At 58.9% G+C, this 12,035-nt stretch carries 14 protein-coding genes and 1 tRNA gene; 4 read left to right on the forward strand and 11 right to left on the reverse strand.

Features of this window, described 5'->3' with window-relative positions:
* Nucleotides 1-11: 11 nt before the first annotated feature.
* The 10 genes from mlaA to ccmA form a co-directional block, all read right to left on the reverse strand.
* A complete protein-coding gene (mlaA, locus tag TAN611_RS16410; RefSeq protein ID WP_015673230.1) occupies nt 12-773 on the reverse strand; it encodes a phospholipid-binding lipoprotein MlaA in 762 nt (253 codons plus the stop codon).
* Nucleotides 774-810: 37 nt separating this feature from the next.
* On the reverse strand, nt 811-2,022 hold the full coding sequence (ccmI, locus tag TAN611_RS16415) for a c-type cytochrome biogenesis protein CcmI (protein WP_105231998.1): 1,212 nt from the start codon (nt 2,020-2,022) through the stop codon (nt 811-813).
* Nucleotides 2,022-2,486 carry a cytochrome c-type biogenesis protein gene (locus TAN611_RS16420; protein WP_105231999.1) on the reverse strand — a complete coding sequence of 155 codons (465 nt, stop codon included), beginning with the start codon at nt 2,484-2,486 and terminating at the stop codon, nt 2,022-2,024. The genes ccmI and TAN611_RS16420 overlap by 1 nt, the downstream gene beginning before the upstream one ends.
* A complete protein-coding gene (locus tag TAN611_RS16425) occupies nt 2,483-3,034 on the reverse strand; it encodes a DsbE family thiol:disulfide interchange protein (protein ID WP_105232000.1) in 552 nt (183 codons plus the stop codon). The genes TAN611_RS16420 and TAN611_RS16425 overlap by 4 nt, the downstream gene beginning before the upstream one ends.
* Nucleotides 3,031-5,001, reverse strand: coding sequence for a heme lyase CcmF/NrfE family subunit (locus TAN611_RS16430; RefSeq protein WP_187044336.1), 1,971 nt, complete (start codon nt 4,999-5,001; stop codon nt 3,031-3,033). The genes TAN611_RS16425 and TAN611_RS16430 overlap by 4 nt, the downstream gene beginning before the upstream one ends.
* Nucleotides 4,998-5,489, reverse strand: a complete 492-nt coding sequence (gene ccmE / locus TAN611_RS16435) for a cytochrome c maturation protein CcmE (protein WP_105232002.1) — start codon at nt 5,487-5,489, stop codon at nt 4,998-5,000. The genes TAN611_RS16430 and ccmE overlap by 4 nt, the downstream gene beginning before the upstream one ends.
* Entirely contained in the window at nt 5,486-5,734 is a 249-nt protein-coding gene (ccmD, locus tag TAN611_RS16440; RefSeq protein ID WP_105232003.1) for a heme exporter protein CcmD, read from the reverse strand. The genes ccmE and ccmD overlap by 4 nt, the downstream gene beginning before the upstream one ends.
* A complete protein-coding gene (locus TAN611_RS16445; RefSeq protein ID WP_105232004.1) occupies nt 5,731-6,468 on the reverse strand; it encodes a heme ABC transporter permease in 738 nt (245 codons plus the stop codon). Before TAN611_RS16445 ends, ccmD begins: the two co-directional genes overlap by 4 nt.
* A 114-nt stretch (nt 6,469-6,582) precedes the next feature.
* Complete coding sequence (gene ccmB / locus TAN611_RS16450; protein WP_111736694.1) at nt 6,583-7,242, reverse strand: heme exporter protein CcmB; 660 nt, start codon at nt 7,240-7,242, stop codon at nt 6,583-6,585.
* Nucleotides 7,242-7,874, reverse strand: a complete 633-nt coding sequence (ccmA, locus tag TAN611_RS16455) for a cytochrome c biogenesis heme-transporting ATPase CcmA (RefSeq protein WP_111736693.1) — start codon at nt 7,872-7,874, stop codon at nt 7,242-7,244. Before ccmA ends, ccmB begins: the two co-directional genes overlap by 1 nt.
* A 253-nt stretch (nt 7,875-8,127) precedes the next feature.
* On the opposite strand from ccmA, the gene TAN611_RS16460 reads away from it, so the two are divergent.
* The 4 genes from TAN611_RS16460 (at nt 8,128) to ypdK (ending at nt 10,747) form a co-directional block, all read left to right on the forward strand.
* Nucleotides 8,128-9,057, forward strand: a complete 930-nt coding sequence (locus tag TAN611_RS16460) for a formate/nitrite transporter family protein (protein WP_105232007.1) — start codon at nt 8,128-8,130, stop codon at nt 9,055-9,057.
* Between the two features lie 114 nt (nt 9,058-9,171).
* Nucleotides 9,172-9,246: transfer RNA gene (locus TAN611_RS16465), tRNA-Arg, on the forward strand.
* A gap of 474 nt (nt 9,247-9,720) precedes the next feature.
* Nucleotides 9,721-10,161 carry a hypothetical protein gene (locus TAN611_RS16470; RefSeq protein WP_105232008.1) on the forward strand — a complete coding sequence of 147 codons (441 nt, stop codon included), beginning with the start codon at nt 9,721-9,723 and terminating at the stop codon, nt 10,159-10,161.
* A gap of 526 nt (nt 10,162-10,687) precedes the next feature.
* Nucleotides 10,688-10,747 (forward strand): membrane protein YpdK, encoded by a 60-nt coding sequence (ypdK, locus tag TAN611_RS16475; protein WP_370447008.1) that lies wholly within the window; start codon nt 10,688-10,690, stop codon nt 10,745-10,747.
* A 70-nt stretch (nt 10,748-10,817) separates the two neighbouring features.
* Here ypdK and alaC read toward each other — a convergent pair whose 3' ends face one another.
* Nucleotides 10,818-12,035, reverse strand: a complete 1,218-nt coding sequence (gene alaC / locus TAN611_RS16480) for an alanine transaminase (RefSeq protein WP_105232009.1) — start codon at nt 12,033-12,035, stop codon at nt 10,818-10,820.

Consider the following 12,035-nt stretch of genomic DNA (forward strand, 5'->3'; position numbering starts at 1 on the left):
TCTGTGCCGGCCTATTCCGCCGAATCGATATCGTCCAGATCGCCCTGAATCGCCTTGGCGTTCGGGTTCTCTTCCGGCTTCAGCACGCCGCCGTTGGCGATAAAGTCGTGGCGCTGGAAGTACGCCTCACGCACCATCAGGTACGGATCGGAAGAGTTGCGCAGCAGGCCATCGGAATCCAGCAGCTGAGCGCGGGTCTCAATGCCTTCCACCACCCACTTGCCGGCCGACATCCAGAAGGTCAGATAGCTCAGCACCGGATAGAGCGAATCGGCCCAGTCGCCGCCCTCGTCACGCAGGGTGAAGCTGCCATAGCCCGGCAGCATCACATACGGGCCGTAACCGACGCCATAGTGCCCCATCGTGCTGCCGAAACGGTTAGGCTCTTCGCGCGCCAGTTTCGGGTTAGCCATGCCGGCCACGTCGATCAGGCCGCCCATGCCGAGAATGGTGTTCAGGAAGAAGCGGTTGAAGTGGATCATCCCGCGATACGGGTCGCCCTTCAGGAAGGCGTTGACCATGCTGGCCGGCTCTTCAAGGTTAGAAGTAAAGTTACTCAGGCCGTTACGCGCCGGCTGCGGCACATAATCACGCCACGCTACCGCCACCGGCCGCAGCACATACGGATCCAACACGTTGTAGTTAAAATCGAACATCGTCCGGTTGAATCCTTCCAAAGGATCGGATCGCCCTTGGGGTTCGTTCTCAGGGGTGCTAGCGCACCCGACGAGCAACACCGTTGCGAAAGCCAGCCCAGTCAGGCGAAAGTTCATATTTTTCTCCATAAAAAACAGTACGCTCAGTCTTTTATTAAGGGACCTGTTTGTCTATCTGAACGCTAACTTGCCCGTTACCGCTGAACGTCTGCAGCGCACTCTCACCGAACCAGTCGCCGGCCTGCGGCGTTGCCAGACCGTCATGAGAAACCCGTACGCGCACCTTCACCTGATGCAGCGACGACAGCAAACGCTCCGGCATCATGGCGTTGCTGTCATCCAGCGAGAACGACAGCGGGAAACGGCTCAGAGGTAATTGTTTTACAGCAACCGGCACCGGGCTTTTGCCATCGGTCACCGAAATTATCAGCGTCCCTTGTTGGGGTAATGCGTTGGCTGCCTCTGGAGACAACGTGACATTGACACCAAGTTTAACAGTTTCGTCGCCGGCCTGTACTTTTGCTTGTTCAATACTGCGCTTTAGCACTTCCGCACGGCGATCGTCAGCCGGTAATAATTTTAGCATCACCTGCCAGGCGCCGATGGCCTGCCGGTAGTCGCCCTGTTCAAAAGCGTTAAACGCCAACAGGCTGAGAATACGCAGGTTGCTGTGATCTTCAGCGATCATTTTACGCAGCATCAGCGACGCCTGCTTGTTATCTTCCGGATCGTTGGAACGCGTCAACACTTCGGCGTACCCCAGACGGACTTCCAGATTATTCGGATCCAGCTGATAGGCATGGGCAAACGCCTGCGTGGCGGTGGTGGCGTTATTCAGCGCCATACCGACCCGCCCCAGCATCATCCAGTCGTTGATATTACGGCCGTCCTGCTGCAGCGCGGTGCGCAGCCCCAGCCCCAGACGGGCGATCTCTTCCATGCTGAGCGGCTGCGCATGCTCGTTGGCGACCCGGGCGCGCAGCGCCGGCATCTGATCCTGCACCTGCCGCCAGGCCGCCACCTGCGCCATACCGCCGGTTTTCAGATAAAAGCCAACCGCCACCACGATCAGCAGCAGCACGCCCGGCAACAGCGCCCAGCGGTTGATCGGTTTACTCTGCGCCGTCGCCTGGCCGGGAATATCGTCCAGCAGGTTCTGTTGCAGCTCTTTCACCAGTTCGGGACGCTCGGCGACCACGCCCTGTTGTTCATCCTGTTCCAGCTCACTCAGACGCTCCTGGTACAGCACCTTGTTCAGCGTGTCGCGGCTGGTGGCGCTGTCCGCCCGATTCTGCCGCATAGCCGGCACCAGCAACAGCGCGGCGGCGCCCAGCAGCAACACGATAATCATCAGCCAAAAAGCCATTAGCGTTTCTTCCTGTCAGTCTCTTCCAGCAGCGCCGCCAGACGCTGTTGCTCCTGTGCGGAGAAGTCGTCGTTATCCGCCGGAGTGCGGCGGCGGCTGCGCATAATCACCACCGCGCCGCCAATCAGCACAAACAGCAGCGGGCCGACCCACAGGATCAGCGTCGCCGGCGTCACCGGCGGTTCATAGGTGACGAAGTTGCCGTAGCGGGCCACCATATAATCGATGACCTGCTGCTTGTTCTGCCCCTGCATCATCAGCTCATAGACTTTGGCGCGCATATCGGCGGCGATGATGGCGTTGGAATCGGCGATGCTGTTGTTCTGGCATTTCGGGCAGCGCAGCTGTTCGGTCAGCTCGCGATACTGCTGCTCCTGCTCCACCGAATCAAAATGGTAAGTATCAATGGCCGCAGCGGCGCTAAAGCTCAGCAATGCGGCCAATATCACGGCGGCGAACCTCATGCTGCGCCTCCGTACTTGCGGTACAGCGGCAGCACTTCCTGCTGCCAGACCCGTTCATTCATATCGCCGGCGTGGCGGTAGCGAATAATGCCCTGCCCGTCGATCAGAAAGGTTTCCGGCGCGCCGTATACGCCAAGGTCCAGCCCCAGCATACCGTCGCCGTCAAACAGGCTAAGCGCGTAAGGGTTGCCCAGGCTGTTAAGCCAGTTGACCGCCTTGGCGCGGTCGTCCTTGTAGTTCAGCCCCACCACGCGCACGCCGCGGCTCGCCAGCTGATTCAGATACTGGTGTTCAGCGCGGCAGGTCGGGCACCAGGTGGCCCAGACGTTCAGCAATATCGGTTTACCGTCGCGCAGCACCGCCTGATCGTAGGTTTTACCCGGCCGATCGAGCGACTCCAGTTTAAAGGTCGGCACCGGTTTACCGATCAATGCCGATTCCAGCATGGTCGGATCCTCCCCGCCGGCGTTGCGCGTCAGCTGCACCATAAAGGCGGCCACCAGCAACAAGAACAGGATTAAGGGAATAAATAACAGTTTACGGTTCATACCTGCGCCTCCCGCTTGCCCTGACGCGCCAGTTTTTTCTTCATGCGATAACGCGGATCGAGGATACACAGCAGCCCGCCCAGCGCCATAAATACGCCGCCGAACCAGATCCAGCGGACGAACGGTTTGTAATACAGCCGCACCGCCCAGGAGCCGTCGTCCAGCTCCTCGCCCAATGCCGCGTACAGATCGCGCGTCAGGCCGCCGTCGATCGCGGCTTCCGTCATCATGCTGCGCGCCACGCTGTAGTAGCGTTTTTCCGCATGCAGCGTCGCTTCCGCCTTACCGTTGCGCGTCACGTCGATAATGCCGACGCCGCCGGTGTAGTTCGGTCCGCGGATATCGTGCACGTCGCGGAATACAAAGTGATAGTCATGAATATCCACGCTGTCGCCGGCCTTCATCCGCACGTCACGCTCCACGCTGTAGTTCTGGCTGAAGGCGATACCGATCACCGTTACCGCCACGCCCAGGTGGCCCAGCACCATGCCCCAGTGGCTGCGCGACAAATGGCGCAGGCCGCGCCAGAAGCCGTGACGGTGCGTGGCACGCTCGTGCAGCTCCATCAGCGTCAGCACAATGACCCAGACCGCCATCAGCAGCCCGACCACCGTCATGCCGGCAATGCTGTCCTGCAGCAGCCACGGCAGCAGAATCGACAGCAGCAGAGTCACCACCAGCGCAACGCCCAGGCGACGCCACAGCTTGCTCGGCTCGTCACGGCGCCAGCGCACCAGCGGGCCGATGCCCAGCAGCAGCGCCATCGGCGCCATCAGCCAGGTGAACATGGTGTTGAAGAAAGGCTCGCCGATCGAGATACTGCCCAGCCCGAGTTGCTTATGCACCAGCGGCAGCAACGTACCCAGCAGCACCACCAGCATCGCGGCCATCAGCAATACGTTGTTGCCCAGCAGGAAGGTCTCGCGGGAAAAGGTTTCGTGCTGCACCCGGCTGCGCACCTGGCCGCCTTTAAAAGCGTACAGCAGCAGCGAACCGCCGATCACAATCACCAGATAGGCGAGAATAAACATGCCGCGCGCCGGATCGGAGGCAAAAGAGTGCACCGACACCAGCACGCCGGAACGTACCAGGAAGGTGCCGAGCAGACACAGCGAGAACGCGGTGATCGCCAGCAGCACCGTCCACGCCTTGAAGGTGCCGCGTTTTTCCGTCACCGCCAGCGAGTGCATCAGCGCGGTGCCCGCCAGCCACGGCATGAAGGAGGCATTCTCCACCGGATCCCAGAACCACCAGCCGCCCCAGCCCAACTCGTAGTAGGCCCAGGCGGAGCCCAGTACGATGCCGAGGGTCAGAAACACCCAGGCGGCGGTAGTCCACGGCCGCGACCAGCGCGCCCAGGCGGTGTCGAGCCGCCCGGCCATCAGCGAGGCAATGGCGAAGGCAAACGCCACCGAAAAGCCGACGTAGCCCATATACAGCAGCGGCGGATGGAAAATCAGCCCGACGTCCTGCAGCAACGGGTTCAGATCGCGGCCGTCGATCGGGAAGTTCGGCAAGGTGCGGGTGAACGGGTTGGAAGTCATAATGATAAACAGCAGGAAACCGGCGGTAATCATCCCCATCACCGACAGCACCCGCGCCACCGCATCCTGCGGCATGGAGCGGCTGAACAGCGCCACCGCCAGCGACCAGCAGCTCAGCAGCAGCACCCAGAGCAGCAGCGAGCCTTCATGCGCCCCCCAGGTGGCGGCGATGCGGTAATAGACCGGCAGCTGCGTGTTGGAGTTAGCGGCAACATAGGCGACGGTAAAATCGTTAACGATAAAGGCGTGCACCAGGCAGATAAACGCCAGCGCAATGGCGGCGAACATGCCATAGGTCAGCGGACGCGCCACCGCCATCATGCGGCGGTCCTGACGCGCGGCTCCCCACTGCGGGTAAATGCTCAGCAGCAGCGATACCGCCAGCGCCAGACACAACAGAAAACTTCCCAGCTCCGGTATCATGACTGGCTGTCCTCCTGCGGCGCGCGATAGGCCGACGCCGGCCCTTTATGGTTCTCTTTCATCGCATCGGCCACTTCCGGCGGGGTATATTTCTCATCGTGCTTGGCCAGTACTTCTTTGGCGTTCACCACGTTGCCTTCCCCCAGCACGCCCTGCGCCACCACGCCCTGCCCTTCGCGGAACAGATCCGGCAGGATGCCTTCATAGGTCACGGCGATTGCGCCGCGCGCGTCATACACCTTAAAGCTGACCTTCAGCGTTTCCGGATCGCGCTTCACCGAGCCCGGCATCACCATGCCGCCGATGCGCAGGCGCTGCCCGACCTCCGGTTTTTCGTGATTTTCCCCTTTGCCCTGCAGGATTTCACCCGGGGTATAAAACAGATCGATGTTGGAGCGCAGCGCATACAGCACCAACGAAGCGGTAAGCGCGATGCCGACCAGCACCACAATGGCCAGATAGAGGCGACTTTTACGACGTGGATTCACAATGATTTCTCCCGCGCAGCGGCGGACTGCGGCGCAGCCGATGTTTTAGCATGTTGTGATTGGCGGATACGGCGTTCGCGCGCCTGACGGCGGCGCACATCGGCCAGCAGCTGCCGGCGTTGCCACAGGGTATGGCACACCAGACCCAGCAACGGAATCAGCGTGGCGGCCACCGCCAGCCACACATAAAAGGCGTAACCGCCCATGGCGAAGAACGCCGTCCAGGAGGAAAATGCGGCATTCATGACTGACGCTCCTTGTTAACCAGGGCCGCCACCCACGGGCGATGACGCTCCTGCGCCAGAATCAGGTTGCGCAGGCGCATCAGCGTCAGGGTAATAAAGAACAGCAAATAGCCGAGGATCGCCCAGCGCAGCGGCGTACGCATGCTTGGCGCAATGCTCTGCTGCATATTGGTCGACCCCTGATGCAGCGTGTTCCACCATTCGACCGAGAAATGAATAATCGGGATATTGACCACGCCGACCAGCACCAGAATACCGGCGGCGCGGCCGGCCAGCCGGCGGTCTTCAAAAGCGTTGTACAGCGCGATGATGCCCATATACAGGAACAGCAGCACCAGTTCGGAGGTCAGGCGCGCGTCCCAGACCCACCAGGCGCCCCACATCGGCTTGCCCCAGGCGGAGCCGGTCACCAGCGCGATAAAGGTGAATACCGCCCCCACCGGCGCCATCGCCGCGACGACGGTATCGGACATTTTCATCTGCCATACCAGGCCGATAAAAGCGGCCACCGCCATGGAGGCGTAAATGCCCATCGACCACATCGCCGCCGGCACGTGGATATACATAATGCGGAAACTATCGCCCTGTTGATAATCCTTGGGCGCGAAGCCAAAGCCCCATATCCAGCCGAGCAGCAGGCAGACGGCGCCCGCCGCGCCAAGCCAGGGTACTAAGCGCCCACAAACCTGGTAGAGCCTCTCGGGCCTGGCGAATTGATGTAACCATTTCCACATTGTTGTCATTGCTCACGGTAAATGAAAACGTCCGCCGCCCTGCGCTGCGGGGCGGCAAATGATGTATGCCGGGGCCGCTCTTGTCGGCGTTGCCCGGCTCTTCTTATCTGTTAGCTAGTGCACGCTTACCCGCAGCGCAGCGGCGGTGGCAAACGGCGCCAGCGTCACGCTGCCCGCCAGCATCGCGCCGAGTATCGCCAGATAGCCGTCAATCGGCATCCCCATCGCCGCAGCGTCAATCGCGCCGGTGGCGAAGATCAGCACCGGGATATACAGCGGCAGCACCAGCAGGCTCAGCAACACCCCGCCTTTGCGCAGCCCGACGGTCAGCCCAACGCCGATGGCGCCGATCAGGCTCAGCGTCGGCGTGCCGAGCAGCAAGGTGGCGGCTACCGCCAGCCAGGTCTGCACGTCCAGCGACAGCAGTAGCGCCACCAGCGGCGACAGCAGCAGCAACGGCAGCCCCGTCACCACCCAGTGAGCACATACTTTGCCTAACACCGCCAACGGCAGCGGGGTTGGCAGCAGCAGCAGCTGTTCCAGCGAGCCGTCAAGAAAGTCGTCGCGGAACAGCCTTTCCAGCGACAGCAGCGACGCCAGCAGCGCCGCCACCCAGATGATGCCCGGCGCGATACGCGCCAGCAGCTGCGGCTCCGGGCCGACGCCCAACGGGAACAGCGTGATAACGATCAGAAAGAACCACAGCGGGTTAACGATTTCCGAGCCTTTGCGAAAGGCGATTTTCAATTCACGCCGCAGCAGGGTTAAAAACATCAGGCCGTCTCCATCCCTGCGTCCGACAAACTAATTTTCGTCACTGGCCGCTGGCTGCCGGCCAGCTCCTGATGGGTGGTCAACACTACCATACCGCCCTGTTGCGCATGTTGTTCAAAATGGCGAATCAATTCGGCGACGCCCTGTTTATCGATGGCGGTCAGAGGCTCGTCCAGGATCCACAGCGGGCTGTCGCTCAGGTACAGTCGTGCCAACGCGACGCGACGCTGTTGCCCGGCGGACAGCTGCGCCACCGGCAGATCCTCATAGCCGACCAGCCCCACCTGCTCCAACGCCTGCCAGATTGCCTGTCCGTCACCGCCGCGGGCCGCGCGCTGATAAAAGCGCAGATTTTCAAACGGCGTCAGCATCGCATTGATGCCCGGCTGATGGCCGAGGAACAGCAGCTCGGCATGATAGCGTTCGCGGCTGCGGCGGGTATTCTCGCCCCGCCAGCGCACTTCGCCTTCATCCGGACGCGCCAGACCGGCCAGAATGCGCAGCAGGCTGGTTTTTCCCGCGCCGTTCGGCCCTTCCACCTGCACCATATCGCCCGGACTCACCGAAAAACTCAGCCCGCTAAACAGGGTGCGCTCATCGCGGACACAACTCAGGTTTTTGGCTTCCAGCATCGGCAGGACTCGGCTATTGTTCTTTGGGTGTGCGCATGATAGCACAAGCGATCGGCGGCTCGTAGCCTGCGGCCAGCGCAGAAACTACTCCAATAGGGGTAATATTGCGCACCAGATCAATAATGCGTAGAAAAATGCGCCAACGTTAAACCCTTGTTACTTTTTTCTGCAATTTGACCAACTTATTTCCCTTCCCGCCGCCCCTGCGGCTACGCTTAATAAATAATCTCGGTACGGCTGTCGGAGGATATGCATGGATAATAAGCAACCAGGCGACGCAACAGACAATCAGCAGTCCGAAAGCGATGTCACAGTAGACAGCCAAGAGCGGGAGCAGGGAAAAGCCGCCATTGACGTCAACGCGGAGAACCTGCCCTCCCGCGCTGCGGCGGTGCATGAACAGATCCGTATGGAAGGGGAAAAAGAGCTGGAGCGTGACTGGCTGGCGCTGCTGTGGTCGGCCATCGCCGCCGGGCTGTCGATGGGCGCATCGCTGATGGCCAAAGGCATCTTCCACGCCCGCCTGCCCGACGATCCCAGCCGCTTTTTCATTGAGAATATCGGCTATACCTTTGGTTTTGTCATCGTCATTATGGCGCGTCAGCAGCTATTTACCGAAAACACCGTAACGGCGGTGCTGCCGATCATGCACAAGCCCACGCCGAAGAACCTGCTTATTCTGTTGCGACTGTGGGGCGTGGTGCTGTTGGGCAACCTGCTTGGCACCGGGCTGGCGGCGCTGGCTTTTACCCACCTGCCGCTGTTTGACGCCGCCACCCGGCAGGCCTTTGTCTCCCTGGGACAGGAAGTGATGCATAACACCCCGCAGGAGATGTTTGCCAATGGGATCCTCGCCGGCTGGATTATTGCCACTATGGTCTGGATGCTGCCGTCCGCCGGCGGCGCTAAAATCTGGGTGATCGTGCTGATGACCTATCTGGTGGCGCTGTGCGATCTGACCCATATCGTCGTCGGTTCAGTTGAGATCATCTATTTGGTGTGCAACGGCGTCATCGGCTGGCAACAATTTATTTATCCGTTCGCGCTGCCGACACTTGCCGGTAATATCATCGGCGGTACTTTTATCTTTGCGTTAATCAGCCATGCGCAGATTCGCAACGACATCAGCAATCAGGCGAAAGCACAGGCAACACGCGCCGTTGACGGTGATGACAAACGCTGAATTTTCCCCGTTCTGTCGGCCAGCGGCTATCCCCACTGGCGAGGAAATAAGCAAACGCACCGCTAAGCGCTTATTCTGGGAAGAAAAACGGGTATAATGCCCCGAATCCGGCATGCCCCCGTAGTTAAACGGATATAACAAGCCCCTCCTAAGGGCTAGTTACTGGTTCGATTCCAGTCGGGGGTACCATTTACGGTTGCTCTCTACACTGATAAAGACACATTCCTCCAGCCCAAACACGCCTCTTTTTACTTTTATTTAAAAATAATCCTTCTCCTTAAATTGGATATATTAAAAGACAAATTCATTGCCTTATATACATGATAGGCGTCAGTAATTATTGACATCCTTTCTAACTTTAGTTTTCCTGCGTAAAATAATTTTATATCTGCGTTAAATCCTAAAATATATTTTTAAAATTAATTTATCTTTAAGACATCACGGGATCTATGTTAAGGATTAGAATACTTTTAAAGTAAACCGTTGCCAATAGATGCGCAGATCATATCAGATGACAAAGGCGTTGCACTTCCGTCGCCATTGCCCGCACGATGCCGGTGTCGCGCTACCCATTTCCTCGGAATATCAATCCGTCCCCTTTTCTCCCCCGACTCATGCTACCCTTGCCAGCCATTACCATCATGCCGACAATCAGGAAGCGCTATGTCTAGCCACTATCCGGCCCACTACCACTTTGATGACGAAGACGACTGCTGGCACATCGGCTTTCGCGATTTCCCGGAATTTCAGGCCGCCTGCTATAAACGTGAAGACGTGGAGCTGGAAGCGCAGGACTCACTGCTGACCGCCCTCGCCATTGAGATTGAAGAAGGCCGCGCGGTGCCGCCGCCCTCCGCGAACGATAGCGACGAACTGCAGGTACCGCTGCCTCTGCTGGTACAGCTGAAGGTCGCGCTGCATAACGCCCTGCTGGCAAAACAGATGCCGAAAGCGTTACTGGCGCGCCAACTGGGCTTTAACGCCGGGCAGATGAACCGCCTGCTGGATATTGCCTATGCCTCGAAAGCCGAAGCGCTGGAACAGGCGCTGTTCTTGCTGGGCTACGAAATCCGGCTCTCGGTGCATACTGGCGATAAGCCATAAAAAATTGTACGCGACCGGACTAAACATTTCCCTGCGGCGGCCGATGAATGGATTATCTCCCTTCACCGGCATGAGAAAAGTTGATCATGGCATGGATACGTCGCCATATCTGGTGCGCAGTGTTACTGGGCTGTCTGTTGTTCTGGTTTGCCGCAGCGGCGGGCATTGCCCTGCTCGAAATGTGATAAACATCGCCCCGTTTCTCCACATCGTGCAGCCGGACGGAAATCGATGAGAAAATAACGGAAAGTGATTAAAAAACAGCCATGAAGTGTGATCAAAAACACAGTATTGAAATAATACAAAGATTGGGAGTACATTGAGCGCCGATCCTGTCGCGTTTCCCGTGTTTTCTTAAACGGATAAAATGCGACGACCGGGATGCTCAAGCTACCAGCAGGCTGTTTTTATGACAAAAAGAACCGGCCAGGCGCGCCGGGCATCCTATAAAATACTCAGCACAACAATCGGGATCGTTGACTTGCGAGCACTCCATGAGGGGAGTTATTAAGTGAAATACTTTTTGATGGGCATTTCATTCATGCTGGTTGCATGGGTTGGTACCTTCATGTATATGGTTTCCTGACGGACCACCAAACCCAGAACGGCAACAAGGGGCGCACCGGCGCCCCTTTGTTATTTCTGCATCTGGCGCGCTATTTGGCCGCCGGCGCGATCAGACCATCAGCGCGGAACATCGCCTTGATGCCCCGTACCGCCTGGCGGATACGGTCCTGATTTTCAATCAGTGCAAAGCGCACGTGATCGTCACCATACTCACCAAAGCCGATACCCGGCGACACGCAGACCTTCGCCTCCGCCAACAGACGTTTGGCGAACTCCAGCGACCCCAGGTGAGCATAAGGCTCGGGGATTTTCGCCCAGACGTACATGGACGCCTTCGGGTTATCCACCATCCAGCCGGCTTCATGCAGGCCTTTCACCAACACGTTGCGACGCTGGCGATACTGCTCGGCGATATCCAGCACGCACTGCTGGTCGCCCTCCAGCGCGGCGATGGCCGCCACCTGCAGCGGCGTAAAGGTGCCGTAATCGTGATAGCTCTTGATGCGCGTCAGCGCGCTGACCAGCTCCGGGTTGCCTACCATAAAGCCGATACGCCAGCCTGCCATGTTGTAGCTTTTCGACAGGGTGAAAAACTCAACCGCGATATCTTTGGCCCCCGGCACCTGCATAATCGACGGCGCCTGCCAGCCGTCATAGACGATATCGGCATAGGCCAGATCATGCACCACCAGCACGTTGTACTGCTTCGCCAGCGCCACCACCCGTTCGAAGAAATCCAGCTCCACGCACTGCGCGGTCGGGTTGGAGGGAAAGCCGAGGATCATCATTTTCGGCCGCGGAATGGTTTCACGGATGGCGCGCTCCAGCTCACCAAAGAAATCACCGCCTTCCACCAGCGGCACCGAACGCACCTGTGCGCCGGCGATCACCGCGCCGTAAATATGAATCGGGTAGCTCGGGTTCGGCACCAGCACGGTATCGCCATGGTCAAGCGTCGCCAGCATCAGATGCGCCAGCCCCTCTTTGGAGCCGATGGTGACGATGGCTTCGCTTTCCGGATCGATATCCACCTGATAGCGCTGCTGATACCAGCGCGAAATCGCCCGGCGCAGGCGCGGAATACCGCGTGAAGTCGAGTAGCCATGCGTATCTTCACGCTGTGCCACGGTGCAGAGTTTCTCCACAATGTGCGGCGGCGTCGGGCCGTCGGGGTTGCCCATGCTGAAGTCGATAATATCTTCGCCGCGACGGCGTGCGGCCATCTTCAGTTCGGCGGTGATGTTAAACACGTACGGGGGAAGACGTTCAATGCGCGTAAAGCGGCGCGGACTGTGATTATCAGCCAT

The sequence above is a fragment of the Serratia sp. Tan611 genome, from assembly GCF_905188235.1.
GTDB lineage: Bacteria > Pseudomonadota > Gammaproteobacteria > Enterobacterales > Enterobacteriaceae > Serratia_B > Serratia_B rhizosphaerae.